This is a genomic window from Roseovarius sp. ZX-A-9, from assembly GCF_028369135.1.
In the GTDB taxonomy this organism is placed as follows: domain Bacteria; phylum Pseudomonadota; class Alphaproteobacteria; order Rhodobacterales; family Rhodobacteraceae; genus Roseovarius.
Window position 1 is genome coordinate 255,745 of sequence record NZ_JAPWHW010000001.1, and the last position, 25,448, is coordinate 281,192.

General features: G+C 62.1%; 31 protein-coding genes. 10 read left to right on the forward strand and 21 right to left on the reverse strand.

Annotation, left to right across the window (positions count from 1 at the left end):
* The first annotated feature begins 31 nt into the window (after positions 1-31).
* On the forward strand, positions 32-766 hold the full coding sequence (locus tag O3306_RS01110; RefSeq protein WP_272002093.1) for an efflux RND transporter periplasmic adaptor subunit: 735 nt from the start codon (positions 32-34) through the stop codon (positions 764-766).
* Positions 767-791: 25 nt separating this feature from the next.
* Here the strand turns inward: O3306_RS01110 and O3306_RS01115 are convergent, their stop codons facing one another.
* From O3306_RS01115 to O3306_RS01150, 8 genes are all read right to left on the reverse strand, one after another.
* Positions 792-983, reverse strand: a complete 192-nt coding sequence (locus O3306_RS01115; RefSeq protein ID WP_272002097.1) for a Trm112 family protein — start codon at positions 981-983, stop codon at positions 792-794.
* Positions 980-1,621 carry an LON peptidase substrate-binding domain-containing protein gene (locus O3306_RS01120; protein ID WP_272002100.1) on the reverse strand — a complete coding sequence of 214 codons (642 nt, stop codon included), beginning with the start codon at positions 1,619-1,621 and terminating at the stop codon, positions 980-982. The genes O3306_RS01115 and O3306_RS01120 overlap by 4 nt, the downstream gene beginning before the upstream one ends.
* Positions 1,622-1,648: 27 nt before the next feature.
* A complete protein-coding gene (locus O3306_RS01125) occupies positions 1,649-2,563 on the reverse strand; it encodes a thioredoxin family protein (protein ID WP_272002104.1) in 915 nt (304 codons plus the stop codon).
* 83 nt (positions 2,564-2,646) lie between these two features.
* Positions 2,647-2,940, reverse strand: coding sequence for a hypothetical protein (locus tag O3306_RS01130; protein WP_272002107.1), 294 nt, complete (start codon positions 2,938-2,940; stop codon positions 2,647-2,649).
* The gene (locus O3306_RS01135; RefSeq protein WP_272002109.1) at positions 2,930-3,982 is read right to left on the reverse strand and encodes a hypothetical protein; all 1,053 of its coding nucleotides are present in this window, start codon (positions 3,980-3,982) and stop codon (positions 2,930-2,932) included. Before O3306_RS01135 ends, O3306_RS01130 begins: the two co-directional genes overlap by 11 nt.
* Positions 3,983-4,001: 19 nt before the next feature.
* The gene (locus tag O3306_RS01140) at positions 4,002-4,406 is read right to left on the reverse strand and encodes a DUF4383 domain-containing protein (protein WP_272002111.1); all 405 of its coding nucleotides are present in this window, start codon (positions 4,404-4,406) and stop codon (positions 4,002-4,004) included.
* Positions 4,403-5,890, reverse strand: a complete 1,488-nt coding sequence (locus tag O3306_RS01145; RefSeq protein WP_272002114.1) for an FAD-binding oxidoreductase — start codon at positions 5,888-5,890, stop codon at positions 4,403-4,405. Before O3306_RS01145 ends, O3306_RS01140 begins: the two co-directional genes overlap by 4 nt.
* Before the next feature lie 140 nt (positions 5,891-6,030).
* The gene (locus O3306_RS01150) at positions 6,031-6,819 is read right to left on the reverse strand and encodes an exodeoxyribonuclease III (protein WP_272002117.1); all 789 of its coding nucleotides are present in this window, start codon (positions 6,817-6,819) and stop codon (positions 6,031-6,033) included.
* Positions 6,820-7,137: 318 nt separating this feature from the next.
* Here O3306_RS01150 and O3306_RS01155 point away from each other — a divergent pair, with 318 nt between their 5' ends.
* Together O3306_RS01155 and O3306_RS01160 are read left to right on the forward strand one after the other, a co-directional pair.
* Entirely contained in the window at positions 7,138-7,485 is a 348-nt protein-coding gene (locus O3306_RS01155; protein ID WP_272002120.1) for a hypothetical protein, read from the forward strand.
* A complete protein-coding gene (locus O3306_RS01160) occupies positions 7,382-8,758 on the forward strand; it encodes a DNA-packaging protein (RefSeq protein ID WP_272002122.1) in 1,377 nt (458 codons plus the stop codon). The genes O3306_RS01155 and O3306_RS01160 overlap by 104 nt, the downstream gene beginning before the upstream one ends.
* A 9-nt stretch (positions 8,759-8,767) precedes the next feature.
* Here the strand turns inward: O3306_RS01160 and O3306_RS01165 are convergent, their stop codons facing one another.
* Together O3306_RS01165 and O3306_RS01170 are read right to left on the reverse strand one after the other, a co-directional pair.
* On the reverse strand, positions 8,768-9,370 hold the full coding sequence (locus O3306_RS01165; protein WP_272002124.1) for a dimethylsulfonioproprionate lyase family protein: 603 nt from the start codon (positions 9,368-9,370) through the stop codon (positions 8,768-8,770).
* Between the two features lie 184 nt (positions 9,371-9,554).
* A complete protein-coding gene (locus O3306_RS01170) occupies positions 9,555-10,265 on the reverse strand; it encodes an IS6 family transposase (RefSeq protein WP_272002127.1) in 711 nt (236 codons plus the stop codon).
* Positions 10,266-10,301: 36 nt separating this feature from the next.
* Between O3306_RS01170 and O3306_RS01175 the strand changes: the two genes are divergently transcribed.
* Positions 10,302-10,463: a hypothetical protein gene (locus O3306_RS01175; RefSeq protein ID WP_272002130.1), complete on the forward strand. Its 162-nt coding sequence runs from the start codon at positions 10,302-10,304 to the stop codon at positions 10,461-10,463.
* A gap of 43 nt (positions 10,464-10,506) precedes the next feature.
* Here O3306_RS01175 and O3306_RS01180 read toward each other — a convergent pair whose 3' ends face one another.
* Positions 10,507-10,884: a TraR/DksA family transcriptional regulator gene (locus tag O3306_RS01180; protein ID WP_272002133.1), complete on the reverse strand. Its 378-nt coding sequence runs from the start codon at positions 10,882-10,884 to the stop codon at positions 10,507-10,509.
* Positions 10,885-10,931: 47 nt separating this feature from the next.
* On the opposite strand from O3306_RS01180, the gene cysE reads away from it, so the two are divergent.
* Positions 10,932-11,738 (forward strand): serine O-acetyltransferase, encoded by an 807-nt coding sequence (gene cysE / locus O3306_RS01185; RefSeq protein WP_272002136.1) that lies wholly within the window; start codon positions 10,932-10,934, stop codon positions 11,736-11,738.
* A 110-nt stretch (positions 11,739-11,848) separates the two neighbouring features.
* Here cysE and O3306_RS01190 read toward each other — a convergent pair whose 3' ends face one another.
* The 6 genes from O3306_RS01190 to O3306_RS01215 form a co-directional block, all read right to left on the reverse strand.
* Complete coding sequence (locus O3306_RS01190; RefSeq protein ID WP_272002138.1) at positions 11,849-12,181, reverse strand: carboxymuconolactone decarboxylase family protein; 333 nt, start codon at positions 12,179-12,181, stop codon at positions 11,849-11,851.
* Positions 12,182-12,314: 133 nt separating this feature from the next.
* The gene (locus O3306_RS01195) at positions 12,315-13,616 is read right to left on the reverse strand and encodes a pyruvate dehydrogenase complex dihydrolipoamide acetyltransferase (protein ID WP_272002141.1); all 1,302 of its coding nucleotides are present in this window, start codon (positions 13,614-13,616) and stop codon (positions 12,315-12,317) included.
* A 1-nt stretch (position 13,617) separates the two neighbouring features.
* Positions 13,618-13,878, reverse strand: coding sequence for a hypothetical protein (locus O3306_RS01200; RefSeq protein WP_272002144.1), 261 nt, complete (start codon positions 13,876-13,878; stop codon positions 13,618-13,620).
* An 8-nt stretch (positions 13,879-13,886) separates the two neighbouring features.
* Positions 13,887-15,260, reverse strand: coding sequence for a pyruvate dehydrogenase complex E1 component subunit beta (locus tag O3306_RS01205; RefSeq protein WP_272002148.1), 1,374 nt, complete (start codon positions 15,258-15,260; stop codon positions 13,887-13,889).
* A gap of 12 nt (positions 15,261-15,272) precedes the next feature.
* A complete protein-coding gene (pdhA, locus tag O3306_RS01210) occupies positions 15,273-16,283 on the reverse strand; it encodes a pyruvate dehydrogenase (acetyl-transferring) E1 component subunit alpha (protein WP_272002151.1) in 1,011 nt (336 codons plus the stop codon).
* 233 nt (positions 16,284-16,516) lie between these two features.
* A complete protein-coding gene (locus O3306_RS01215; protein WP_272002154.1) occupies positions 16,517-17,203 on the reverse strand; it encodes a response regulator transcription factor in 687 nt (228 codons plus the stop codon).
* Positions 17,204-17,363: 160 nt separating this feature from the next.
* Between O3306_RS01215 and ribA the strand changes: the two genes are divergently transcribed.
* Positions 17,364-18,455 carry a GTP cyclohydrolase II gene (ribA, locus tag O3306_RS01220; RefSeq protein ID WP_272002157.1) on the forward strand — a complete coding sequence of 364 codons (1,092 nt, stop codon included), beginning with the start codon at positions 17,364-17,366 and terminating at the stop codon, positions 18,453-18,455.
* On the opposite strand, the gene O3306_RS01225 is transcribed toward ribA, so the two are convergent.
* Entirely contained in the window at positions 18,452-19,192 is a 741-nt protein-coding gene (locus O3306_RS01225; protein WP_442969960.1) for a glutamine amidotransferase, read from the reverse strand. The genes ribA and O3306_RS01225 overlap by 4 nt on opposite strands.
* A gap of 208 nt (positions 19,193-19,400) precedes the next feature.
* Between O3306_RS01225 and O3306_RS01230 the strand changes: the two genes are divergently transcribed.
* From O3306_RS01230 to lpxK, 3 genes are read left to right on the forward strand one after another with little or no spacing between them, the layout of a single operon-like run.
* Entirely contained in the window at positions 19,401-19,643 is a 243-nt protein-coding gene (locus tag O3306_RS01230; protein WP_272002163.1) for a DUF4170 domain-containing protein, read from the forward strand.
* A 13-nt stretch (positions 19,644-19,656) separates the two neighbouring features.
* Positions 19,657-20,874: a 3-deoxy-D-manno-octulosonic acid transferase gene (locus O3306_RS01235; protein ID WP_272002166.1), complete on the forward strand. Its 1,218-nt coding sequence runs from the start codon at positions 19,657-19,659 to the stop codon at positions 20,872-20,874.
* Positions 20,874-21,890, forward strand: coding sequence for a tetraacyldisaccharide 4'-kinase (gene lpxK / locus O3306_RS01240; protein WP_272002168.1), 1,017 nt, complete (start codon positions 20,874-20,876; stop codon positions 21,888-21,890). Before O3306_RS01235 ends, lpxK begins: the two co-directional genes overlap by 1 nt.
* Positions 21,891-21,906: 16 nt before the next feature.
* On the opposite strand, the gene O3306_RS01245 is transcribed toward lpxK, so the two are convergent.
* Genes O3306_RS01245 through O3306_RS01255 form a run of 3 tightly spaced genes read right to left on the reverse strand, consistent with a single transcriptional unit; the run spans position 21,907 to position 24,270 of the window.
* On the reverse strand, positions 21,907-23,025 hold the full coding sequence (locus O3306_RS01245) for a CaiB/BaiF CoA transferase family protein (protein WP_272002171.1): 1,119 nt from the start codon (positions 23,023-23,025) through the stop codon (positions 21,907-21,909).
* Positions 23,022-23,741 (reverse strand): DsbA family protein, encoded by a 720-nt coding sequence (locus tag O3306_RS01250; protein ID WP_272002174.1) that lies wholly within the window; start codon positions 23,739-23,741, stop codon positions 23,022-23,024. The genes O3306_RS01245 and O3306_RS01250 overlap by 4 nt, the downstream gene beginning before the upstream one ends.
* Positions 23,742-23,760: 19 nt before the next feature.
* Positions 23,761-24,270, reverse strand: coding sequence for a DUF721 domain-containing protein (locus O3306_RS01255; protein ID WP_272002176.1), 510 nt, complete (start codon positions 24,268-24,270; stop codon positions 23,761-23,763).
* A gap of 80 nt (positions 24,271-24,350) precedes the next feature.
* Here O3306_RS01255 and mutY point away from each other — a divergent pair, with 80 nt between their 5' ends.
* Positions 24,351-25,427 (forward strand): A/G-specific adenine glycosylase, encoded by a 1,077-nt coding sequence (gene mutY / locus O3306_RS01260; RefSeq protein ID WP_272002179.1) that lies wholly within the window; start codon positions 24,351-24,353, stop codon positions 25,425-25,427.
* The last annotated feature ends 21 nt before the right edge of the window (positions 25,428-25,448 follow it).

Below are 25,448 nucleotides of genomic sequence, written 5' to 3' on the forward strand. Positions count from 1 at the left end.
CCTGATATCTGGCGTAGCGCAGGCGCAAACAGTGACCGAATGCCTGGTGCAGGCCAATGAGGTCGCCCGCGTCGGCGCCGCGGAGAGCGGTGTATTGTCAAAGTTGCTTGTGGAGCGTGCGGACCGGGTCAACAAAGGTCAGGTGATGGCCGAGCTGGAAGCCTCGGAGGAAGACAGCCAGGTGGAACTGGCCCGTCTGCGCGTATCGTCCGACATCGCCGTACGACTCGCACAGCGCAAGGCCGAAACTGCCGAACTGAACGCCCGACGGCTGACCATCCTCGTCGAACGCAAACTGGTGCCCGACGCAGAGCAGGAAGCTGCCATCCTTGCCGCGCAATCCGCCCGGCTGGAGGAAGAGGAAGCCATCTACCAGATGAAAATCGCCGAGGTTCAACTAAAGGCAGCGCTTGCCGCACGCGAACGCAAGCGGGTACGCGCGCCCTTTGACGGGGTGGTGACAGATACGCTGATGTCGGTGGGCGAGCTTTATAACGAACAGGCGCCGATCATCGTGCTGGCGCAGATCGACCCGCTACATGTCGAAGCCTATCTGCCTGCCGCCCGACGCGCCGAACTCGAAATCGGCCAAACCGCCGAGATCACGCTGGAAACCGGCGGCGCCATCTCGGGGGTGATCAAGGTGATCGACCCGGTGCTGGACGCGGCCACGGGCACCTTCGGGCTGCAACTTGATGTCGCGAACCCTGACGGGACCATCTTGGCCGGGCAGAGTTGCAGCCTGCGATTTGCCCAGACGAACTGAACGGATTCCGAGCGGGATCGTGCGCTCAATCCAGAACGCGGGCTTCATCAACAAGCAGGATCGGGATGCCGTTGCGGATCGGAAAGGCAAGGCGGACACCGCGACTGATCAGTTCCTGCGTCTCGGCGTTGTATTCGAGAAGTTGTTTGGTCTGCGGGCAGACCAGCGCCTCGAGCATACGACGGTCGAAATTCGCGGGTTTCATTTCATCAGTCATTGCATCACCTCTTCCGCGCCACCGCGCATGCTGAACTCGATCAGTGTCACCAGTGTCTCGCGCCGGGTGCTGAGGGACGGAGCCTCCAGCAGCGCCTGTTTGTCCTCTGGCGCGAACCCGAGCAGCATCGAAAGCGAATTTATCAATAGCTCGTCGTCTGCCTCGTCCAGGCTCGCCCAGTCGGTCCGCAGCTCGCAGGCCTTGAAATACTGTTCGAGCAGCACCAGGAATTGGGCACGGTCAAAATCCGGGTCGTCCTCCTGCGGGCCGAGATCGCGGTCAAATCCCGCCCAGGACACGCGCGCGCGGCGATAGGGAGTAAAGCCATCGACCTCTTCGGTCAGGCGATACCGGGAAGCGCCTGTCAACGTGATCATGTACCGGCCATCATCGGTTTCGGAGAATTGCGTCACGCGCCCGACGCAGCCAATCTTGTAGAGCCCCGGATCGCGGTCGTCCGGTCCTTCGTTGGGTTGGATCATGCCGATTAGGCGGTGGGGCGTTTTCAGCGCGTCCTCGAGCATCATCAGATAGCGCGGCTCGAACAGATGCAGAGGCAACCGGGCGCGCGGCAGCAAGAGCGCACCGGGGAGCGGAAAAATCGGAATCACCTCGGGCAGGTCAGCTGCATTCATCATGCGTACCAATCTAGCCCGTCTGCCGGTTCAGGCAAATATCATCGAGCTGAGTTTGCGGCGGCCGTTCAGAACCACGGGATCGTTCGGCTTGAGCGCTTCGAACATGGTGAAGAGTTGCTGCTTGGCTGCGCCGTCATTCCATTCACGGTCGCGCCGGAAAAGATCGAGCAACTGATCAACCGCCTCGGCAGTCTGACCGTTGGCATGCAGGGCCTGCGCCAGATCGAATCGTGCCTGGTGATTGTCGGGATCAGCCTCTACCGCTGCCAGCAAATCGTCAACGGGTCCGGCGTCGGCGGCTTGGCGGGCCAATGCAATCTGCGCATGTACCGCTTCGATCTCGGGGGCGGCGCTGATTTCGGCGGGTGCGCCATTCAGGATTGCTTCGGCCTGATCGGCATCGCCCAGCGCCAGACGCGCGCGCGCCATGCCAGCATAGGCGCGAGCGTTGTTGGCGTCTTCCTGGATGATCGCGGCGTAAGTTTCGGCGGCGTCAGCGACGGCACCGGCCTCGAGCATCTCGTCGGCGGCATCAAGGGCGTCGTCCAGCCCGTTACCTGCGTCCACAGCTCCGCCTGCGGCCTCGACCACGCGTGCCACGAAAGCGTCGATTTCCGAAGGCGGCACAGCGCCCTGGAACCCATCAATCGGCTGACCCTGCCAGAAGGCATAGACCGTTGGGATCGACTGCACCCGTAGCTGGCCCGCGATCCCCTGGTTTTCATCGACGTTGACCTTGGCCATGCGCACGGCGCCTTTGGCCTTGGTTACGGCGGCCTCCAGCGCGGGGCCCAGCGTTTTGCACGGGCCGCACCAAGGTGCCCAGAAATCGACGATCACGGGGACGGTTTGCGACATCTCGACCACTTCGGCCATGAAATCGGCCTCCGAGACATCCTGGATCAGGTTGGGTGCGGGGGTCTGGCCACCAAGTTCAATCATCTCGTTGATCCCATGTTCTGCGGTTTCGTGTTCCCGCGTTACATGGCGTAGCAACGGCGCGCTTGCAAGGGGGCAGCCCCCGGTCAGGGGCCTGCGGGCAAGGGCAGGCACCCCGGCAACCCGGCTGGCAACACCAGCCGACCGCCCGCTCGATAGAGTGCGCGGCCAAGTCCCGGCTGCGCCCCACGCACCGCGATCCAGGTGGTTCCTGCCCCGACGATTGCGACATCCTTTGGCAAGCGTTGTGCAAAATCGCCGGCCGGGAAGAACACGATCGCGCCCGGTGCCGCGCCGCTAAGGACCATCACCGCCGCCAACACCGCGAGCCATCCCGCGCAGACACACAGGATCGCCAATGCCCAGCGCCTAATAGTCATGGATATGTTCCAGTGTCAGATCGTCGGTCTCCATTGCTCGCAAACGCGCGGCGAGGTCGGCAACCTTCAGCAGGATCAGGTGCCGGTGGTCGCCGTAGCCCTGCCGCGCGAAACTGTAGAGCGCATCGGGCACGGTTGCCTGTGAGGATGTGGCGGTCAGCATGATATCGTCGTTGCCAGCGATTTCGACGAAATCGGCCCCGGCAAGGGCCATGCCGCGTAGCAGGCCGGTCAACACCCGGTAGCGTGGAGTTTCGATCTCGGTCCCCTCGGGGTGGGTGGCGATCACCAGAACACCGGGCAGGTCTACAAGCTGATCCGGCGAGAGGCCCACCACAACCATACGCAAGCGTACGTCATCCGCGCCAACCTGCGCCACTGCGCGTTCGATCACCCCGGCATAAGCGGCCTTGGCCCGGTATTCGATGCCAAGAGCGATGCGCCGTTCCGTATCGCGCAAACTGCCGCTGCTGGCGGTGCGCAACGCCTGCGTGTCAGACCGGAAATCCCATTTGTACCACGGGGTTTGTTGCAAAAATTGCGCATAGGCCGCTGCCTGCTCCGCAGATAGATCTTCGAGCGGGGTACGGGCCGGGCCGCGCAAGACCGCAAAGAGGCGGCCCATGGTTTCTTCGTAGGCGGCCTTTGCCAGAAGTTCGGCGGTGAAACTGACGCCGATGGTATAAACCATCTGCTTGGTTCCCCAGTCAAAGCCGCCATGCTGCGCGGATTGCCGTGACACCGAGCAGAGTGAGGACCAGAAGCCGCCAATGGCGGGCAGAAAACCGTACGCATGCGGATGGTCGACACTGATCACCTCGGCATAGTCGTCATAGGCATGCACGATATGCCATTCCGGGTAGGTCAGCAGCATGCGGGCCTCGGGTCGGTGATGTCGGGGCGGCAGGAGCGAGGTGTAGATCTGTGCGGCTGGTGTGCCCCTGCAGGCGAGTTCGACATAGCCCACGGGCAGCAATAGCGCGGCGATCATCCCCACCGCCAGCAGTGCCAGCCTGCCCGCCCATCGCAGCAGCCTGCGCATCAGAGTGCCCGCCGATAGGTCACGCCGTGCGATCCCGCAACCCGGCCCAGAGCGCAAAGCCACCCAGCAGCAGATGCGGCAGGTTGGCCAGGAACCGCAAGACCGTCCATGACATGCCGGCGGCAGGATTGGTGAAAATCCCGAAGTCGAGATAGCCGTAGCCGATAAAGAACCCGAAGACGCCGTCACCAAGGTAAAGCGCGCCGAAAAGGATCAGGAATGTCCGGGCGGCCCGATGGCTGATCAGGGCTGCGGCCAGCGCCCAGAGCGCTGAGGCCAGATGCAGCGCATCATCGAAGAGATCGAGCGCAAAGATGCCGAAGGCCAGCCCCTGCGCGTCGGTGAGACCGGGAATGTAATTGAGCGCGGCGGCCACCAGAAGCGCAACAAAATAGCCGAGACAAATTTTCTGCAGTTTACTCATAGCGGCTCCAGATACTTATCCCAAAAGGCGTTACGAAAGGTGAGCTTCGGATCAATCTCGCGTTTGGCAGCGGCAAAGACGCGGGCGCGCGGGTAGGCGTCCGAGAACTGCCCAAGCGTCGCATGCGGACGGTAGGGCAGGTAATAGGTGCCACCGATTTCCATGACGCGGTAGATCATTTCTCGGGTCAGGCGCTGCATGTCCGCCTCGGCGCGCTGGGTCATTTCCTGACTGAAGGACATGACGGCGGCGATGCGCGGTGTCTGGGCATAGGGCAGCCAACTGTCCGGGTCGGCATCGACGAACCGCAACGTGACGTTGAGGATCGCCTGATATGACGCCGGGATCACCTCGCGACAGACGGTCAGGAAGTCGGCAAAGCGGTCCGGGCTGACGAAATATTCGTGCAGGATGTCAGTGCGCAGGGGATCGCGGTCATCAAGCGTGATCACCGGCTCATTGATCAGGCTGTTGCGGGTGACACGCCCGCCGCAGAACATTGGGCCGAGATCGGTTTCGGTCCACCAGCGCAGGCGTTTCATCCGTTCGCGGCCCAGTTGCGCGCGGTAGATATGGCGTGCCATGCGCGCCGTCAGGCCGGAGCCGCGCGCGGCGGGCAGATCGTCCTGATCACCGGACGGGCGGTAGGTGATCAACAGGCCGCGCTCAAAGAACGCACCACGGTCGACGTTGAGGCGGCCGTAAGCCATGCTGATCTGATCGTCAGCAAGCGCAGCCATGAAACGGCTGCCCAGTTCTGCCGCCGGCATTTCCTCGAATTGGGGCTTGAGCCGCTGGTTCGGGGCGATCTCGACCTGCATCCGGGTGATGGCGCCGGTGAGGCCGTAGCCGCCCATCGTCATGCCGAAGAGGTCGACATTATGGGTACGCGAGCATGTCACCAACTCTCCGTCCGGCAGCACCATCTCAAAGCTGCGCACGGTGCTGCCCATCGGCCCCATCCGCACCGGCCAGCCATGGGCGTTGACACAGAAGGTAGCGGCGACGCCGAAATCATTGTTGGACTGCATGACCTTTGGCCCATAGCCGAGCGGGTCGAGCGCGGCGATGACCTGACGCCACCGCGCGCCCGCATGCACCTGCATGACACCGGCGGCGGTGTCCGCCTCGACCCAGCCATTGTCAAAAGTAACCGCGTGCCCGTCGCGCGGGATCGCATGGCCGCCCAGCGAATGACGGGCCGCACCGACATTGACGGGTCGGCCCTCGGTTCTTGCCTCGGCGATTTCGCGCCGCAGGGCCGTGACCAGCTCATCACTGGGGTCGTCGCGCAGCATGATGTGGCGGAATATCGGGGTCTCATTGAGGCCGCTGGCGTCGTTGAGCGTGCCCGCAGCAGCTGTCGGGGCAAGCGATATGGTGCCCGCCGTGCTAGGCAGTTCCGTGGCATTGCGCCGGGTCGCCCAGGCGCCCAACCATGCGCCTGCCCCCAGCAAGGCTGCCCTTCTTGTGAGTTTGAGCACTGTCCCGCCCTATTTGATTCCGGTGCGATATTGGTAGCTTATGCCAAAAGCGGCAGGTCAGGAAATCCTGACTTGGCGGGGCGGGCGGAATGGTGCGCGACGCCCCGTTTCAGCCCTGCCTGCGCGAAAGGTTCGCGGCGCTATAGATCAAAACTAGCAAAGACTGGCGCGTGATCCGATGGTTTCTCCCAGCCGCGGGCAGACCGCAGGATACGGCTGGAATGTGCCGCAGAAGCGATGTCTTCGCTGGCCCAGATGTGATCGAGCCTGCGTCCCTTGTCGGCGGCATCCCAATCGCGGGCGCGATAGGACCACCAGCTGTAGAGTTGCCCCTCGGGGATATCGTTGCGAGTGACATCGGCCCAGTTACCTGCGGCCATCACGTCGGTGAATGCCTCGACTTCGATGGGAGTATGGCTGACCACTTTGAGCAGTTGCTTGTGCGACCAGACGTCATCTTCGCGCGGGGCGATGTTGAGATCTCCGACAAGGATTGATTTCTGCGGCTTGTCGCCATGGAACCAGTCGCGCATTTCCGACAGGTAATCGAGCTTCTGGCCGAATTTCTCGTTCTTCTCGCGGTCGGGAATGTCGCCGCCGGCAGGCACGTAAAAGTTATGAATGACGGTGCCGTTTTCCAGCCGTCCGGCGACATGGCGGGCATGACCGAGGCTGGCAAAATCCTGATCGCCGATATCTTCGATCGGCAGTTTGGAGAGGATCGCGACGCCGTTATAGCCCTTTTGGCCGCGCGCGACCATGTGGGTGTAGCCCAGAGCAGCGAATTCATCGAACGGGATCTTGTCCACCGGGCTTTTGCATTCCTGAAGGCACAGGATGTCCGGAGCTTCTTCGGTGAGCAGTTTGCTGACGAGGGGTGCGCGCAGGCGGACCGAGTTGATGTTCCATGTGGCAAGGGTGAAGGGCATCGCGCATCTCCTGTTCCGGGGTTGCCTGTGGGGATAGCAGAGCCCCCGGCGTCGGGCCAGAGGACATTGGTGCCGGCGCACCGCGCCTGCACCGTGGGTCGCGTCAATGCTTCAGTTGGTTAACGAACCCTTGACGATAAGTCCGTACCTCATTGAATTAAAACGGCTTTATATTGCCTTTTTCAAAATTTCCCGTATAGGTTGTGTTGTGCGGAACGGATCGAGAGAGCGACCACCAAAGACATCCCCAAGGGTCGTTTTCTTCTCCGTCTGATGCGGAGGGGCAAACCAAGGCAATCGCATGAGGCACAAGTCCATATGACATTGATCACTCCCGATGAGGGACCTTCGGAACTGAACGACGCAGTAACTTCACTGAAAAACCAACTGCGCGATATGCGCGCCGATCTGGAAGAACTCCAGACCAGAATGAGGGCCGATCGGCGCGACGACCTGAAAAACTCGGGTCGGTTGATGACCGATATTCGGAATTGGCTGAAATTCGCAATCGAAACAGAGGTGAACCTTGAGCAACGCGAAAAGAAAGAAAAAGGAATCGTCAATGGATACGCCATGGACCTGGATGCAGCACGGGATTCGATCGGGTGCCGCCTGGATCGCCTCAGAAGGGCTAGATGTCCAAACGGATTTCCTAGACAGCCTTGAACCGGGCGAATTGCTGGCCCTCCCCTATCTGTTCGAATTCTGGGCGATGCCGCATCAGTTGCCGCCGGAGGGCGACTGGCGGGCCTGGGCGATCATGGGCGGGCGTGGCGCGGGCAAGACGCGGGCGGGTGCCGAATGGGTGCGCGCGCAGGTCGAAGGATCGCGCCCGACCGATGCCGGGCGATGCCGTCGCATCGCGCTGGTGGGCGAAACCATGGCGCAGGTGCGCGAAGTCATGGTCTTTGGGGAGAGCGGCATATTGGCGTGTTCGCCGCCAGATCGCAGGCCGGTCTGGGAGGCGACTCGCCAGCGACTGATCTGGCCCAACGGGGCAATCGCACAGGTGTTTTCCGCACATGATCCGGAGTCATTGCGCGGGCCGCAATTCGACGGGGCGTGGGTGGACGAGCTGGCCAAGTGGAAGAAAGCGCGCGAAACTTGGGACATGCTGCAATTCGGGCTGCGGCTGGGTGAGGCACCGCAGGTCTGCATTACCACCACGCCGCGCAATATCGGGGTTCTGAAACAGATACTGGATGCGCCGACGACGGTTGTGACAAGCGCAGCCACCCAGGCGAACCGCGCGTTTCTGGCCGACAGTTTCCTGCTGGAGGTGCAGGCGCGTTATGCAGGCACGCGGCTGGGCCGGCAAGAGCTGGAAGGTATGCTCCTGGAGGATGTCGAAGGCGCGCTCTGGACCAGCGAGACATTGGAAGCGCTGCGCCTTGACGCGGCCCCGGCCATGGACCGGATCGTGGTTGCAGTAGACCCGCCCGTTACTGGCAAATCCACCTCGGATGAATGCGGGATCGTGGTGGTCGGCACCTGCACGCAAGGGCCTGTGCAGGACTGGCGGGCCTATGTTCTGGCCGATGCCAGCGTGAGTGCGGCCAGTCCGATGACATGGGCCAGTGCCGCCGTGCGCGCGATGGAGACCTGGGGTGCGGACCGTTTGGTGGCGGAGGTCATCCAGGGCGGCGATCTGGTGGCCGAAGTGCTGCGCCAAGTGGACCCGATGGTGCCGATCAAGACCGTACATGCCAGCCGTGGCAAGAGCGCCAGAGCAGAGCCGGTGGCCGCGCTCTATGAGCAGGGGCGCGTGCATCATCTGCGAAACCTGGGCGCGCTGGAACATCAGATGTGCGCGATGAGCGCGCGCGGATATGAGGGGAAAGGCAGCCCCGATCGCGTCGATGCGTTGGTCTGGGCGTTGCACGATCTTATGATCGAGCCCGCCGCGACATGGCGCCGCCCGAGGGTACGCGCAGTCTGAAGAGGCGCATCATGCCAGATGCGGCTCTGCCCAGAGTGCCCAGCACGCAAAGAGCGGCGCGTTACCAGCGCGCATCGCGTGCACAATGCCCGGAGAGTTGTAGAGCGTCCCGCCAATGCCGGGCTCGAACCAGTCCGAGGTGCCGTGGTGAAATTCGCCGTTGCTGAGCACGAGGTAGGTCTCTTCGGGCGGGTGTGTGTGATCGGGGTATCGGATTCCGGGGGCAAGGAGCGAAACGCCGAGCCAGGCGTCTGTGCGCCGCTCCGCGCCGCCCGGGCCTGCGATGATCGCATTGGCGTGGCCATCGGCAAAACCCTCTCCGGCCGTGGCATCATCGCCGGTACGCGCGCGCCATTGCAGCGCTGGTTCCAGCCGCAGAAACGCCTCGATGAAACGGCGCAGCGCCGGGTCGCTGAACTTTGCGAGGTCGGTGGCCTCGGCCAGAGCGGCGCAGGCGGGCAGTCGCGCGCCGGGGGCATCGGACATTTCGCCCGGCGTCTCCAGCGCGGAAAAAATCCGCGACAGCGAGGCCAATGCCTGTGGCTCCGTCACCTTCGCGGTGAATGCGGCATGGGCCGCGTCGAGAAATTCCTGCAAAGAATCTGTCCGCATTTTGTGGCCTCCTGTGTGCCTTAAACTTGGGCGGGCCAGCGTGCGCGCCGCCACAAGCTGAGCTTGGCGAATCCAGCACGCCACCACAACAGCCCAGCGCACGGTCTGCTTCAGTTTTCTTAAACCTTTAGCTGGTATTGCCAAGTTGTTGGTGGCCGATTGTAAAGCATTGGCAACGGTTGGATCATGCCGCCATTTCGGCGGTGTATTCGGACCAGAGGTTGAACGCATCAGTGCGGGCGTGGCGGTATGAGGTTGCAGTAAGTTGATAGCGGCGGGGTCGAAAGATCAGGTTGATCTGGTCATGTGCTGACAGAAATCTTTGAGCCTGCCGGTGGAATTTGAATCGGCCAAATATTTTTTCTCGTTTACGCGTCGGCCTGTGCGACACTTCGATCGCATTGTTCAAACCCTTGTGGGCACGATGATCCGCGCCCGGTGCCAGTTTACTGATGGGCTGGATGTAACTGCGCAACTTGTCGGTGATCACGACCCGTGGTTCGCCGAACAGGGTGATCAACCTTTGGAAGAACCGCTTTGCGGCCTTTGCATTTCGGCGTGTTTGCACGAGAATATCGAGCACGTCGCCATTTGCGTCGATCGCGCGCCACAACCAATGTTTCTTGCCACGGATTGTAATAACGACTTCGTCAAGATGCCACTTGTTGTTCGGTTGCGGTAGATCCCGGCGGATGCAGTTTGCGAAATGTTGCCCAAAGCGATTGACCCATAGCCGGATCGCCTCACGGCTGACAAGCACGCCCCGCGCTGCCAACAGGTCCTCGACATCCGCCGTGCTCAGTGCAAAGCGATGGTACGCCCAAACCGCGTAAGCAATGATCTCGCAGGGGTAGCGGAAGCCTTTCAGGCGCAGCATATGGGTCGGAATGTTCATGAGACCGACATAGCTTGATCAAACCCGGCCAACAACTTGGCAATACCGCGCGAAGATATCGTGACCGCCCCGCACTGGACCTATACCGCCGCCGCGAAGAGCGCCGATGGGGTTACCGGTGGGTACGAGGTTCAAGTTGCGCAAATATCGGCCAAGTTCGGGGCGGGCGTTTTCGCCTCACTGGACGTACCGGCCTGAAACGACTTGCGCTTTCCCTGAAACAGCGGAAATGCAAAATGCTTTAGCCTCGGGCACAATCGATGCATTTTGCCGCGGCGGGATCAAGCTCCAGCCGCGGCAAGGCGATGTCATCGCCGCAATCCTCGCAATAGCCAAATTCACCCTCTTCGATTCGCCTCAGCGCCGCGACGAGCTGGGAACGTTCGACCATGCGGCGGGCGTGCGAGGCTTTGGCCATCGCCTGATTCTGCAATGCATCCATCCGGCTGAGCCGCCCGACCGACTGCTGATCGAGTGTGACCGTCGCCTGGCCCGCAGCGCCAAGATCATCGGCGCTGTCCAGCTCGACCAGCCGGGCGGTGATCCGGTCATGGAATTTTTTTGCGGTCTTTTCATCCATAAACGTGGTGTACCCGATCACAGCTTTCGATTTTGCCATTCATGGCTATCTGTTATATTGGCCCCCGAGCAAAAGGAGTATCCACGATGGCCAAGACCCGCGCAAGCCTGTCAGAGCTGGACCCGGTCTGGCAACAGATCACTGCAGAAGCAGAAGCTGCGGTCAGAGATGAGCCGTTGCTCGGCGGTCTCGTGCATTCCAGCATATTGCACTACAACAACATCGAGTCAGCGCTCGCCTACCGGACTTCGCTCAAACTAGCATCGGTAGAGATGCCTGAACAAATCCTGCGCGAAATCTGCGACTGGGCGTATCGGTCCGACCCCGGGCTGGCGCTGTCGGCCCGCGCCGATATCGTCGCGGTGAATGACCGCGATCCGGCGTGTGACCGTTTCATTCAGCCGATGCTGTTCTTCAAGGGGTTTCAGGCCATCCAGGCCCACCGTGTGGCGAACTGGCTGTGGCGCGAGGGGCGCCACGACATGGCGCGGTTTTTCCAGATGCGTGCGTCCGAAGTGTTTGGCGTCGACATTCACCCCGCCGCGACAATCGGCAAGGGGATCATGATCGACCACGCGCATTCCATCGTGATCGGCGAAACCGCCGTGGTCGGCGACAACGTGTCGATGTTGCATTCCGTGACACTGGGTGGGACCGGCAAGGAAGAAGAGGACCGCCACCCCAAGATCGGCAATGGCGTGCTGATCGGTGCCGGGGCCAAGGTGCTGGGCAATATCAAGATCGGTCATTGCAGCCGAATCGCCGCAGGATCCGTCGTGCTGGAAGAAGTGCCCCCCTGCAAAACGGTCGCCGGCGTACCCGCCAAGATTGTTGGCGAGGCCGGTTGCGATCAGCCTTCTGTTTCGATGAACCAGTTGCTCGGTGTGCGCTGAGCGCTATTCGCTCGACGGATATGGATGCCATCACACTGGAATTGACGGTGCCGGCTCCCCCGGCGGTCTGAATCAGGCCGCCGGACAGGCAACATGAAACACGGGCGCCTTCAGGCCAGCTGGTCGTAGGCCTCCAGCGCCTTGGCTCCATACATGTAAGCCGGGCCGCCCCCCATCATCATGCACACACCGATGGTTTCGGCCACCTCATCACGGGTGGCCCCAGCGGCGATTGCAGCCTTCACATGGAAGCCGATGCAATCCATGCATTGCTTGACAATCCCGATGGCCAGCGCTTGAAGCTCTTTGTCCTTCACTGACAGCGCGCCGTCCTTCAGTGTGGCTTGGTGCAAGGCGCTGAACCCCTTGGCGGCGGACGCGTGTGATTCACGCAGCTTTTCCAGATTATTGTTCGATTCTCCGAGTGCGGCTTTCCAGTCCATTGTCATCTCCTGCTCTTGATGCCCGTACATCTAAGGCCCGTTGGGATGAGCAACATTGCGGTAGATCAAGCAATCAGAGATCTGACGCAGCGGCAGACAGGCCGCAGCGTCAGTTTGCAGGAAATGGATGCGATTACGCCAGCATCACCATCGGGTTTTCCAGGTTGTCCACGATATGATTCAACAGGTTCGCACCAAGCGCCCCGTCGATCACCCGGTGATCCACGCTGAGCGTGACCGACATGACAGTGGCCACAGCCAGCTCGCCATCCTTGCCCACCACCGGCTTTTTCACCCCCGCCCCTACGGCCAGGATCGCGCCATGCGGCGGGTTGATCACAGCGTCAAAATTGTCGATCCCGAACATCCCGAGGTTAGAAATCGCAAAACTGCCGCCCTGATATTCGTTCGGTGCCAGCTTGCGGTCACGGGCGCGCCCGGCAAGGTCTTTCATCTCGGCCGACAGGGCAGAGAGTGATTTCATCTCGGCGTCTTTCAGAACCGGCGTGAACAATCCGCCTTCGATGGCAACGGCCACCGCGACATCGGATGCTTTCATCTGCAGCACGCGGTCGCCCGCCCAGACCGCATTGGCCGCAGGTACGGACTGGAGTGCGAGCGCACAAGCCTTGATGATGAAATCATTCACGCTGAGCTTGACCCCGCGCGGCTCGAGCTGCTGATTCAACTCGCTGCGGAATTTCAACAACGCATCGAGGCGGATATCGCGGCGCAGGTAGAAATGCGGCACGGTTTGCTTGGCCTCGGTGAGGCGCGCGGCGATCGTCTTGCGCATCCCGTCGAGCTTGATCTCGGTATATTCGCGGCCTTCGTACATTGCGGCCACGGTGCTGGCGCTGGGGCCTGCGGACACCACCTGCCCTTGCGCGGGCTTTGGTGCGGCACTCTCGGCAGGTTGCGCGGAGCTGCCGGGGCTGGCCGCCTCGACATCTGCCTTGACGATCCGCCCGTGCGGGCCAGAGCCGGTGACCTGGCTCAGGTCCACTCCCTTGTCTGCAGCGATCCGGCGGGCCAGCGGCGACGCGAAAATGCGCTCGCCAGCTTCGGTTTTCGGCGCGGCGGGCACCTCGGCTGCCTTTTGCGGCGCCTTCTCGGATTTCTCCGGTTTCGGAGCGTCCTGTTCTGGCGACGCGGCAGAGGCACTGTCGCTGCCGATGTCGTCCGCGCTTTCGCCGTCCTCCAGCAGCACGGCAATGGGCGCGTTCACTTTCACCCCTTCGGTGCCTTCAGCGACCAGCAGCTTGCCGATCACCCCTTCATCGACCGCCTCGAACTCCATCGTGGCCTTGTCGGTCTCGATCTCGGCCAGCAGATCACCGGCGGCAACGCTGTCGCCCTCCTTGACCAGCCATTTTGCCAGCGTGCCCTCTTCCATCGTGGGGCTCAGGGCGGGCATCAGGATTTCTGTCGGCATCTTAATGATCCTCAATCAGGGTAATTTCGTCAAATGGCGGCCTCGGTCGCCGCACACCGCGCGCAAGCGCCGTGATCGCGGCTTCGATCCGGGTCTTGTTCGCGGCAATCCAGACATAGGCGGTCTGGTGCGAGGGCCGCGACCCCAGCGTCATGCAGGACGCAGCCAGGCGCTCTGGAACAAGGGCCGCAACCTCGCGTCCGTCAACGCCCAGCGTGACGCGGTAGCTTTCCGTCGCGATGTCGCGGCCCTTGATCTCCATCTCTTGCGTTACCGGTAGGTTACTTTGCGCACCGTCTCGATCACTTCTTGGGTCGAGGTCAGCGCCAGTTTCTCAAGGTTGGCGGCGTAGGGCATCGGCACGTCCTTGCCCGTGCAACTAAGCACCGGTGCATCAAGGTAATCGAACGCACGCTCCATGATAACCGCTGAAAGGTGGTTGCCGATGGCTCCCACCGGCCAGCCTTCTTCGACCGTCACGCAGCGGTTGGTTTTCATCACGCTTGCCAGCACCGTGTCATAATCCAGAGGGCGCAGGGTGCGCAGGTCGATCACCTCGGCCTCGATCCCGTCCTCGGCCAGCTTTTCGGCAGCTTCCAGCGCGTAGGTCATGCCGATGCCAAAGCTGACGATGGTCACGTCGCTACCCTCGCGCCAGATGCGCGCCTTGCCGAAGGGGACGGTGAAATCATCCAGCACGGGCACGTCAAAGCTGCGCCCGTAGAGGATTTCGTTTTCCAGGAAGACCACCGGGTTGGGGTCACGAATCGCGGATTTCAGCAGGCCCTTGGCGTCGGACGCCGAATAGGGCTGCACCACTTTCAGCCCCGGGATCTGCGCATACCATGCGGCAAAATCCTGACTGTGCTGCGCGCCCACACGCGCCGCCGCGCCATTGGGACCACGGAACACGATGGGACAACCCATCTGACCGCCTGACATATAGAGCGTCTTGGCTGCGGAGTTGATGATCTGGTCGATCGCCTGCATGGCAAAGTTCCAGGTCATGAATTCGACGATGGGCCGCAGCCCGCCAAAAGCCGCACCAACACCGATCCCGGCAAAGCCATGTTCGGTGATCGGCGTGTCGATGACGCGCTTGGCGCCGAATTCATCCAGCAGCCCTTGCGTGATCTTGTAGGCACCCTGATATTCGGCCACCTCCTCGCCCATGATGAACACATCACCGTCGCGGCGCATTTCCTCGGCCATGGCGGTGTTGAGCGCATCACGCACGGTCTGCTTCTTGGTCTCGGTGCCTTCGGGCCAGTCGGGGCTGCGGTCAGGCTGAGGTGCGGCAGCCTTGGCCGGAGCAGCCTTGGGCGCTTCGGCTTTGGGCGCCTCTGTCGATTCCGTTTTCGGCGCATCGACCTTCGTGGCTGCGATATCGTCCGCGCTTTCGCCGTCCTCCAGAAGGACAGCAATGGCCGTGTTGACCTTGACGGCCTCGGTACCCTCGGCGATCAGGATCTTCCCGATCACGCCTTCGTCCACCGCCTCGAACTCCATCGTCGCCTTGTCGGTCTCGATCTCGGCGATGATGTCACCAGAGCTGACGGTATCGCCTTCCTTGACCAGCCATTTGGCCAATGTTCCCTCTTCCATCGTCGGGCTGAGGGCGGGCATGAGAATTTCTGTAGGCATACTCTTTCCTCCTCAGGCGTGCTGCGGCGCAAGATCAGTGTAAATATCGGTCCAAAGCTCCTCGACCGCCGGTTCGGGGCTTTCCTTGGCGAATTCGGCAGAGGCATTCACGATCTTCTTGATCTGCTTGTCGATCTCTTTCAGGTCGTCCTCCGTGGCGTGCTTGCCGGTCAGCAGCAACGAGCGCACATGTTCGATCGCGTCTTTTTCCTCGCGCATTTTCTGCACTTCCTCGCGGGTCCGGTATTTGGCCGGGTCAGACATCGAATGCCCCCTGTAACGGTATGTCCGAATTTCCAGGATGTAGGGGCCATCGCCTGCGCGGCAGTGCGCGACGGCCTTTTTCCCGGCATCCCGGACCGCCAGCACATCCATGCCATCCACGATCTCGCCGGGGATGCCGAACGCCTCGCCTCGGGTATAAAGATCAGGCGTGGAGGTCGATCGCTTCTGCGAGGTGCCCATCGCATACTGGTTATTCTCGATCACGAAGATCACCGGCAGCGCCCAGAGCGCCGCCATGTTGAACGTCTCGTAAACTTGGCCCTGATTGGCTGCGCCATCGCCGAAATAGGTGAAGGTCACGCGATCATTGCCGCGATACTTGTCGGAAAAGGCCAGCCCAGCGCCCAGCGGCACGTTCGCCCCCACGATGCCGTGCCCGCCATAGAAATGCTTCTCGGTCGAGAACATGTGCATCGACCCGCCCTTGCCCCGACTATAGCCGCCCTCGCGCCCGGTCAGTTCGGCCATGACGCCGTTGGGATCCATCCCGCAGGCCAGCATATGACCGTGGTCGCGGTAGGTGGTGATGCGCTTGTCACCCTCCTCTGCCGCGGCTTCGAGCCCAACAACAACGGCCTCCTGCCCGATATAAAGATGACAAAAGCCACCGATCAGACCCATGCCGTAGAGCTGACCGGCCTTTTCTTCGAATCGGCGGATCAGCAGCATATCGTGGTAATAGGCTTTCAGCTCATCCGCAGAAGCGTTTGATTTGGCGCTGGATTTCTTGGCAGCCATAGGAAAGCGACTCCTTTTTGCATGCGTCTAGAGGCGATAGTTTAGCATTAAACTATATCATACAACCTCTGGGCGGTTCTGGCGAGAGTCAATTTTGCATGTCGCCAAGAATACCCGCTCCCGGCTTATCGGAACACAGGCTTCGCAAAAAAATGGCCCCGGCGATAACCGGGGCCTTTCAAACTGGAATGCGCAAAATTCGGACCCGCTTGTGCTGGTCGAACTACAAGCGGTCAGGCCAGCAAACGGTAGCCGCCACTTTCCGTCACCAGCAGACGCGCATTCGAAGGATCAGGCTCGATCTTCTGGCGCAAGCGATAGATATGCGTCTCGAGCGTGTGGGTCGTCACGCCGGCATTGTAGCCCCAGACCTCATGCAGCAACACGTCCCGTGCCACGACGCCGTCGGTCGAGCGATAGAGGAATTTGAGGATATTCGTCTCTTTCTCTGTCAGCCGCACCTTGCGATCATCCTCGTCGATCAGCATCTTCATCGCGGGTTTGAACGTGTATGGCCCAAGCTGGAACACCGCATCCTCGGACTGTTCATGCTGGCGCAACTGCGCTCGAATACGGGCCAGAAGCACCGGAAACTTGAACGGTTTGGTCACGTAGTCATTCGCGCCGGCGTCAAGGCCGAGGATGGTATCGGCGTCTCCGTCATGACCCGTCAGCATCACGATGGGCGATTTCACGCCCTGTTTGCGCATCAGGCGGCACAGTTCGCGCCCGTCCGTGTCAGGCAACCCCACATCGAGGATCACCAGATCATAGATCGCGTCCTTGGCGTGAGCCATCGCTTCGGCGCCGTTGCCCGCCTCGTAGACATCGAAATCCTCGGTCATGATCAACTGTTCGCTGAGCGCCTCGCGCAGGTCCTCGTCATCGTCGACCAGCAGAATTTTCTTGAGCTGTGCCATAAATTATCCTCATCTCGTTTTACTACACTTGCGTCGCAGGCGGCCGCCCGGCAAGGGGTGCAACACTCAGATCACGCCCAAGTGTTGCAAGCAGAGGGTTTGTTTCATTTTGTTTCAAAAAGCCTTAGATGGGTCGAAGCCCACCACCTCAGGACCGACCATGAGCCTCTCGCCCGATCTGACCGACCTTCTGGCCCGCGCCCGCGCCGACCTACGCATGGGGGTGCCCGTGGTGCTGTCAGGCGATACGGGCGGCGCTGTGATGCTGGCGGCCGAAACCACCAACGCGGCGCGCCTCGACGGGTTGCGCGCGCTGGGTAGCACGCCGGTGTTGACAGTAACCGCGCGCCGGGCCGAAACGCTGAAGGCGCGCGTATATGACGGGTCGCTCGCGCGGATCGTGGTGCCGCAGGATGCGGGCATCGACTGGCTGCACGCCGTGGCCGATCCGAAGGACGACTTGCGCACCCCGATGAAAGGCCCGTTCCTGTCGGAGCGTGGTGGCGATACGGAATTGCATGCACTGGCTCTCACTCTGGTGAAATCTGCACGCCTGCTGCCTGCCGCTCTTCTGGCCGATGTGCCCGACGCCGCAGCTTTCGCCAAGAAGACCGGTCTGACATGCCTGCCCGCTGCTCCCAGTCGGCGCGCGCTGGAGGCTGGCAGCCCGCTTCATGCGGTCGTACACGCCCGCCTGCCCCTGTCGGTGTCCGAGGCCGGACGGTTGCACGTCTTTCGCCCCGAAGATGGCGGTGAAGAGCACTACGCGGTTGAAATCGGTCAGCCCGATCGCGCCGCGCCGGTTCTGGCACGGCTTCATTCGGCCTGCTTTACCGGTGATCTTCTGGGCAGCCTGAAATGCGACTGCGGCCCTCAGCTACGTTCGGCCCTGGCCCAGATGGGTGCGGCGGGCGCAGGTGTCCTGCTCTACCTCAATCAAGAGGGGCGCGGTATCGGGCTGGCGAACAAGATGCGCGCCTATTCGCTTCAGGATCAGGGTTTTGACACTGTTGAGGCCAATCATCGCCTCGGGTTCGAGGATGACGAGCGGGATTTTCGCATCGGCGCGGGCATCCTGTCGCAGATGGGGTTCGATCAGGTACGGTTGTTGACGAACAACCCCGCCAAGATCGAGATGATGCAGCGTTGCGGCATCGACGTGACCGAACGTGTACCGCTCATGGTTGGCGAAACGAAACAGAATCGCGCCTATCTGGCCACCAAGGCCGCGAAATCGGGCCACATGTTCTAGCGCGCGTACCGCTTGACGAAATTCCGCAGCACCTTTTCCGGCGCGTGAACATCTGCCGCACGGGCCATCGCAGCCATCGTTTCGGCCTCTTCGGGCGGGAAATAGCCTCGATGCTTATAGACGCCAATCCGCGTCACGAACCCTTCGGAATCCGCTTCGGGGTGGAATTGCGTTGCGTAAACATTCTCTCGGTAACGCACCATCTGGTAAGGGCACGGGTCCGAACGGATCAGTTGCACGCAGCCCTCCGGCAGCGCCTGCAATGCCTCCTTGTGTCCGACAAAGGCATCAAAGCGTTCGGGCAACCCCATCAACAGCGGATCGGCGCGGCCCTCTGTCGTAACCTCGCAATGGCTGGTGCCGACTGGTTCGCCAAACGCCGCCTTGCTCACATCGCCGCCCAGATGCTTGCCCAGTATCCCGATGCCGTAACAGCATCCAAGATAGGGGAAATCGCGGCTGGTGATCTGCGGCATGATCGACAATACGGCGGCTTCGATCCGTGCCTCGGCCTCGGATTTTTCCTCGGGCGCGTCGCTGACACATCCCGGCCCGCCGCCGACGATCACGCCACTCAGTTCGTCCAGATCGATGTCCGTCGGCAAAGGCGTCTGGTCCAACCGCACCCGCCGCACCTGATCGGCGGTCAACCCGCCCTTGCGCAGGATCGCCGCGAACTCGTCATCCGACGCCTCGGTTTCAGGCCGCAACTGCAGGATCAGAAATGGTCTGGCCACGCTGGGGCCCTCCAATGAGATACCCTGCCTGCCTGCCGCAGGACACATGCGACGTCAAGCGGGACAAATGGCTTTCTTCTTTGCCGAAATACTCGTTTTCGCCCACCGCGACAGATGGCGCGCCGCTTGACCCTGCGCATATATCGCATAAGTCTACCGGCCAGCCCGGGATATTCCCGACACCGCCACAAACCGACAAGGAAACCCCATGACCCAACGCCTGCACCTCGTCTTCGGCGGCGAACTGATCGACCCCACACGCAACGTTTTCAAGAATGTCGACGATCTGCACATCGTTGGCATCTTTCCCAATTACGCCTCTGCCTATGACGCCTGGAAGAACGAAGCACAGCGCACCGTGGACAACGCCCACATGCGCTATTTCATCGCGCATCTGCACAAGCTGCGGGACGAAGAGAGCGCCGCATCGCCGACCGAAGAACTGGGCTAGAGGCATCGCGCGGATGGCCCGGTCGCTCTCTCTTTCGGGTTACACGCCCAAGCCGCGCCCGCGGCAGGCCAAGACAGAGGATCGCCCCCCACGACCCGAAGGCGCGCTGATCTGGGGCCATGCCCATAGCATCGACCACGCCAATGCGCTTGTGCAACTGGTCAAACGTCTGACCGGGCAACGCTCGGGTCCGCTGCATCTGCTTTTGACCATGGCACCCGATGTTCCGAAGCCCGGCCATCTGCACGCCGACGCCCTGCACCAACCACTACCTGATGAGATCGCGCCCGAAGCCGAGGCATTTCTGGACCACTGGCAACCTGATCTCTGCCTCTGGACAGGGGGCGGCCTGCGACCGGTGCTGATCAACTGCGCCGACCGGCGCGAAATACCGCTCTATCTGGTCGATGCGAGCGCGGCCCATTTGCCGCGGCCCGGCTGGCGCTGGCTGCCCGACCTGCCGCGCAGCGCGCTGGCGCGGTTTTCGATGATCCTCGCCCGCTCGGCAGCAGATGCCCGCCACATACACCGTATGGGCATACCGGAAAGCGGGATCACCGTATCGGGCATCTTTCGCGAAGGCGCGATGGCGCTGCCCCATAACGAACCCCAGCGCGAGGAAATGGCGGTATGCCTGCGCGGGCGCCCCGTCTGGCTTGCGGCGATGGCCCAGCCCGGCGAGCTGAGCGAAATTCTGCAAGCACACCGCGCGGCCAGTCGATTGGCGCACCGGCTGTTTCTGGTGTTGGTGCCGGATGATCTGACGCAAACCGACCTCTTCATCGAAGCGCTGCGCGCGGATGGTTGGCGCTTCACGATCTGGTCCGAAGGCGGCATGCCCGAAGAGACGACACAGATCCTGTTGGCAGACACGCGCGGCGAAATGGGGCTTTGGTATCGTTTGGCGACGATCACGTTGATGGCAAGTTCACTGAAGCCGCGCCAACACGGCCGCGATCCCAATGAGCCCGCGGCGCACGGATCGGCCATCATGTATGGCCCGCATGTGGGGCGCTACCAGTCAAGCTACAGGCGCTTTGCCGAGGCCGGCGCGGCGCGCATGGTCCGTGATGCAGACACGCTTTCGGCCGCGCTGGCGCAGTTCATCGCCCCCGACCAATCGGCGGCCATGGCCCACGCAGCCTGGGATGTCGCAACGGCCAGCGCGCAGGTGACGGATCAGATCCTTGATCTGGTGCATGACACGCTCGACGTTCTGGAAGCGCGGTGATGCGCGCGCCCCGCTTCTGGCTGAACCCGCCGGATCGGCCCGGTATTGCCGCGCGGCTTCTGGCCCCGCTCGGCGCGCTTTATGCACGCGCCACGGCGCGTCGGCTGGCGCGCGGGCACGGCGATCGCGTCGACGTGCCGGTAATCTGTGTCGGCAACATCAACGCGGGCGGCACTGGCAAGACACCGACGGTCATTGCGCTTGTCGCCCACCTTGCCGTGCAGGGTCGAGCTGTGCATGTGGTCAGTCGCGGACATGGCGGGCGTCTGGCGGGTCCGGTGCAGGTTGATCCGCAGACCCACGATGCCGCTGATGTCGGAGACGAACCGCTGTTGATTGCTGCCTTTGCGCCAGTCTGGGTGGCGCGGGATCGCGCCGCGGGTGCCCTCGCCGCCGTGTCTGCCGGCGCGCAGGTGATCGTGATGGATGACGGGTTTCAAAACCCGTCATTGGCGCAGGATCTGGCCATCGTCGTGGTTGATGCCGTTGCCGGGTTCGGCAACGGGCGCTGCCTGCCTGCCGGGCCGCTGCGCGAACCTGTCACGGTGGGGCTGGCGCGGGCCGATCTGCTGTTATCCATCGGCGGCACGGCGCAACAGGCTGCATTTCTCGCGACATGGGCAGACAAGATCACGCTGCCACATTTGCGCGGCGCTCTGGTGCCGTTACGGACCGGCATGGACTGGTCGGGCGCGCGCGTCTTTGCCTTTGCCGGGATCGGGCACCCGGAAAAGTTCTTTGCCGCGCTGAAATCGCTTGGCGCCGAAGTGGCAGGCTCCGAGGCGCTGGAAGATCACCAGCCACTGACTCCCGCGCTGATGAACCGGCTTGCATCGGACGCCGCCGCCCTCGGTGCGCAGCTCGTCACCACCGAAAAGGACGCCGTGCGACTGCCGGACGCGTTCCGCGCGCAGGTTTTAACCCTGCCGGTGCGGCTGGAGATCGAAGATTGGAGCGCACTTGACGCGGCTCTGACGCGGATCGGGGCGACAAAGACACCGCCGCCCCAAGCCTGACACAGCCCCGGTCACATCAGGTGTCACCGTCCCCCAGCTTGGGCGATGGACGCTCCAGCACCAGTTCCGCATCCGAAAAGCGGATCGGGGTACGGACCCCCGGCACGCCACCCGGCGCAATCTGCATGCCGCGTGCCACCACCTGCGGATCGGCAAACACCTCGTCGAGCGAATTGATCGGTCCGGCCGGCACCCCCGCCCCTTCGCAGGCGGCCAGCAGATCAGCCTTTGACATCTGCACCGTGCGTGCCGTCAGCAGCTCGGTCAGGCGGTCGCGATGCGCCACCCGGTCGGCGTTTGTCGCGTATTCCGGCGCCTGCGCCAGTTCCGGCACGCCAAGAACGTCGCACAGTCGCTGATACTGCCCATCATTGCCCACCGCGATGATGATGTAGCCATCGGCGCAATCGAACACCTGATAAGGCGTGAGGTTCGGGTGAAAGTTGCCAATGCGCCCCGGCGCCTGCCCGGTCGACAGGTAGTTCATCGCCTGATTGGCCGTGACAGCAACCGCCACGTCCAGCAATGCCATGTCGATCTGCTGTCCCTTGCCGGTGTGCGTGCGCTGATGCACTGCGGCCAAGATCGCCGTCGTGGCATAGACACCGCTGAACACATCGGTGATCGCCACGCCTGCGCGCGTCGGTTGCCCATCCGGCGCGCCGGTGATCGACATCAAACCCGACATGCCCTGAATGATATAATCGTAGCCCGCACGGTGCGCATAGGGCCCGTCCTGCCCGAACCCGGTGATCGAACAATAGATCAGCCTCGGGTTCACCTTGGACAGGCTGGCGTAATCCAGACCATATTTGGCTAGGCCACCAACCTTGAAGTTTTCGATAACGATATCGGCGTCCGCCACCAGTTGCCGGATACGTTCCTGGCCTTCGGGGGTGCGGAAATCCACCGTGATGCTGGTCTTTCCGCGATTGCAGCCGTGGAAATACGCCGCGCTGCGCTCGTCTTCACGGTCGATGAAGGGTGGGCCCCAGCGGCGCGTGTCGTCGCCTTCGGGCGATTCCACCTTGATCACTTCAGCGCCAAGATCGGCCAGCGTCTGCCCGGCCCATGGGCCCGCCAGAATGCGCGCCAGTTCGATCACCTTGAGATCAGCAAGGGGGGCTGTGCTCATTCCGCGAGTTCCTTCTCGATGATCTCGGACAGGTCGGCATAGCTCATGTTGCCGTGAGCCTCGCCATTGATCACCAGCGACGGGGTAGAGGTTATGCCGTCTGCCTCGGCATTCGCCTCGAACCACTCAAACAGCGCCTTGGCCTTGTCTGCGTCGGTCAGGCAGGCTTCCAGCTTCTCGTCGCTCATGCCCGCGACCTTGCCGATCTTGCGCAGGTTGTCGGCGATGGCCACCGGATCGCTGCCCGACACCCATTCACGCTGTTGCGAAAAGAGCATATCGACGATGCCAAAGAACCGGGTCGGGCCATCACAGCGCGCAACCATCGCGGCCCACAGGCCGGGCCGGTCGAAATAGACGTCGCGGTAAATAAACTGCACCTTGCCGGTGTCGATGTAATTGGCCTTCAGCTGTTTGAAGGTGTCTTTATGAAAATTCGCGCAATGCGGGCAGGTGAAAGATGCGTATTCCATCACCGTCACCTTGGCATCGGCCGGGCCGAGAGTCATCTCGTAGATGCCCGCGTCGTTCGGCATTGCCTGCGGGGCAGACTCCGTGGCCGTATCGGTCATCGCTTCGGTAGTATCTGCGGCCTGCGTCTGCTCGGTTGCCGTCTGCTCCGTCGTGGTCTGTGCAGCCGCTTGGTTGGCCTGCAGAAACAATGCGCCAGCAGACGCGACGAAGGCCGTGGCCCCGATCATGATAATTCGGTTCATCATCTATCCCTTTATTGGATCAGCTTTTATGTTTGGACAGTACATTGGCGCCCAGCGCGGCAAGTGCAAGCCGCAGTTCGGTGTCGCCTACGGGTGCGGCCAAATCGGCGGCCTTGGCAGTGACCTCTGGCGTGACACTGGCCGGTTCGTCGGTTTTCTTACGGTGCTCGAACGTGGCTTGCCCCTCGGCAAAGCCGGTCGCCGCAGTTTGGGTAATCAGGATGCGCGAAATCGCGTTGTATCCATAGACGCTGTTGACCTTTTCGCGCAGTTTTTCCTTTTGCATTTCCAGCATCGGAGCCTGAGGTCCGGTGGTCAACACGGTCAAGGTCGCGCCAAAACCACCCCGCGCATAGGACACGCTTACCGGGCGGGCGATGGCGGCAATGGCCGCGCCTGCAATTTCCGGCCATTGGGTCAACAGCCGCGATTGCTCAAACCCGCGACTGGCCGACGCGCGCTTGATCCGATCCTGAAGCAAGCTGGATGTCCGTTTAAAGCCGCGCGTCGTGGTCTTGCGGTCCGCCATGGTTGACCTCTCTCTCTCAAAGGGCATTTTAGGGCATGTGGCACGGCTTGCCAGCCCATAACCTGACCGGAGCATAAAGAATGCGTGATACGCCCCGGGTGGACCGGCTGCCTTTACTTCTGCTGGACTGGTACGACACCCATGCACGCGTGATGCCCTGGCGGGTGTCCCCGCAGGCCCGTGCGGCAGGCGTGCGGCCCGATCCCTATGCCGTATGGCTCTCCGAGGTCATGCTGCAACAGACCACCGTGGCCGCCGTGCGCAGCTATTTCGAGGCGTTCACGCGCCAATGGCCCACCGTCACCGATCTGGCTGCGGCCGAGGATTCGGACGTGATGGGCGCCTGGGCCGGGCTGGGCTATTACGCCCGCGCCCGCAACCTGCTGAAATGCGCGCGGGTGGTGGCCAGCGAATACGGCGGAAAGTTTCCGCAGACGCATGCCGAACTGCTCAAGCTGCCGGGTATCGGCCCCTATACCGCCGCCGCGATCTCGGCCATTGCCTTTGATGCGCCCGAGACCGTGGTAGACGGGAATGTGGAGCGGGTCATGGCGCGCCTGCATGACATCCACACGCCCCTGCCCACAGCCAAACCCGAGCTGACAGAAGCCGCCGCCGCGCTGACACCGCAGGACCGCACCGGCGACTATGCGCAGGCGGTGATGGATCTGGGGGCCACGATCTGCACCCCGCGCAGCCCGGCCTGTGGCATCTGCCCCTGGATGACCGAATGCGCAGCACGCGCCGCCGGGACCGCTGCAGACCTGCCCGCGAGGCTACCAAGGAAGGCCAAGCCGACCCGTCACGGCATTGCCTATGTCGCGCAGCGGACCGATGGTGCGCTGCTGCTGGAACGGCGCGAGGATCGCGGCCTGCTGGGTGGCATGCTGGGATGGCCCGGCAGCAACTGGGCCGAGCAAACGCCCGATCCCGCCCCTCCGTTCGGCGCGCAATGGGCGGTGCTGGAGGACGAAGCGCGCCACACCTTTACCCATTTCCACCTGCGCCTGCGCATCGCGATTGCGGTGGCCCCGATTGGCACGATGCCCAATTGCGGCAGTTTCATCGACAAATCCAACTTTCGCCCTTCGGATTTACCCACCGTCATGCGCAAAGTTTTTGATCTGGCGCGTGGCAGGTTTGATAATCTGGAGTAGACTGACCCAGAGCGAACGATA

Coding starts and splice junctions, on each gene's coding strand:
- mutY (WP_272002179.1), top strand. CDS start 24,351: ATGCGTGATACGCCCCGGGTGGACCGGCTGCCTTTACTTCTGCTGGAC.
- O3306_RS01180 (WP_272002133.1), bottom strand. CDS start 10,884: ATGGCAAAATCGAAAGCTGTGATCGGGTACACCACGTTTATGGATGAA.
- O3306_RS01170 (WP_272002127.1), bottom strand. CDS start 10,265: ATGAACATTCCGACCCATATGCTGCGCCTGAAAGGCTTCCGCTACCCC.
- O3306_RS01200 (WP_272002144.1), bottom strand. CDS start 13,878: ATGGAGATCAAGGGCCGCGACATCGCGACGGAAAGCTACCGCGTCACG.
- O3306_RS01190 (WP_272002138.1), bottom strand. CDS start 12,181: ATGGACTGGAAAGCCGCACTCGGAGAATCGAACAATAATCTGGAAAAG.
- O3306_RS01135 (WP_272002109.1), bottom strand. CDS start 3,982: ATGCGCAGGCTGCTGCGATGGGCGGGCAGGCTGGCACTGCTGGCGGTG.
- O3306_RS01120 (WP_272002100.1), bottom strand. CDS start 1,621: ATGATGAATGCAGCTGACCTGCCCGAGGTGATTCCGATTTTTCCGCTC.
- O3306_RS01235 (WP_272002166.1), top strand. CDS start 19,657: ATGGCCCGGTCGCTCTCTCTTTCGGGTTACACGCCCAAGCCGCGCCCG.
- O3306_RS01215 (WP_272002154.1), bottom strand. CDS start 17,203: ATGGCACAGCTCAAGAAAATTCTGCTGGTCGACGATGACGAGGACCTG.
- O3306_RS01250 (WP_272002174.1), bottom strand. CDS start 23,741: ATGAACCGAATTATCATGATCGGGGCCACGGCCTTCGTCGCGTCTGCT.
- O3306_RS01150 (WP_272002117.1), bottom strand. CDS start 6,819: ATGCCCTTCACCCTTGCCACATGGAACATCAACTCGGTCCGCCTGCGC.
- pdhA (WP_272002151.1), bottom strand. CDS start 16,283: ATGGCTGCCAAGAAATCCAGCGCCAAATCAAACGCTTCTGCGGATGAG.
- O3306_RS01195 (WP_272002141.1), bottom strand. CDS start 13,616: ATGCCGACAGAAATCCTGATGCCCGCCCTGAGCCCCACGATGGAAGAG.
- O3306_RS01230 (WP_272002163.1), top strand. CDS start 19,401: ATGACCCAACGCCTGCACCTCGTCTTCGGCGGCGAACTGATCGACCCC.
- O3306_RS01160 (WP_272002122.1), top strand. CDS start 7,382: ATGGATACGCCATGGACCTGGATGCAGCACGGGATTCGATCGGGTGCC.
- O3306_RS01165 (WP_272002124.1), bottom strand. CDS start 9,370: ATGCGGACAGATTCTTTGCAGGAATTTCTCGACGCGGCCCATGCCGCA.
- lpxK (WP_272002168.1), top strand. CDS start 20,874: ATGCGCGCGCCCCGCTTCTGGCTGAACCCGCCGGATCGGCCCGGTATT.
- O3306_RS01255 (WP_272002176.1), bottom strand. CDS start 24,270: ATGGCGGACCGCAAGACCACGACGCGCGGCTTTAAACGGACATCCAGC.
- O3306_RS01155 (WP_272002120.1), top strand. CDS start 7,138: ATGACATTGATCACTCCCGATGAGGGACCTTCGGAACTGAACGACGCA.
- O3306_RS01130 (WP_272002107.1), bottom strand. CDS start 2,940: ATGACTATTAGGCGCTGGGCATTGGCGATCCTGTGTGTCTGCGCGGGA.
- O3306_RS01140 (WP_272002111.1), bottom strand. CDS start 4,406: ATGAGTAAACTGCAGAAAATTTGTCTCGGCTATTTTGTTGCGCTTCTG.
- O3306_RS01245 (WP_272002171.1), bottom strand. CDS start 23,025: ATGAGCACAGCCCCCCTTGCTGATCTCAAGGTGATCGAACTGGCGCGC.
- O3306_RS01115 (WP_272002097.1), bottom strand. CDS start 983: ATGACTGATGAAATGAAACCCGCGAATTTCGACCGTCGTATGCTCGAG.
- ribA (WP_272002157.1), top strand. CDS start 17,364: ATGAGCCTCTCGCCCGATCTGACCGACCTTCTGGCCCGCGCCCGCGCC.
- O3306_RS01125 (WP_272002104.1), bottom strand. CDS start 2,563: ATGATTGAACTTGGTGGCCAGACCCCCGCACCCAACCTGATCCAGGAT.
- cysE (WP_272002136.1), top strand. CDS start 10,932: ATGGCCAAGACCCGCGCAAGCCTGTCAGAGCTGGACCCGGTCTGGCAA.
- O3306_RS01205 (WP_272002148.1), bottom strand. CDS start 15,260: ATGCCTACAGAAATTCTCATGCCCGCCCTCAGCCCGACGATGGAAGAG.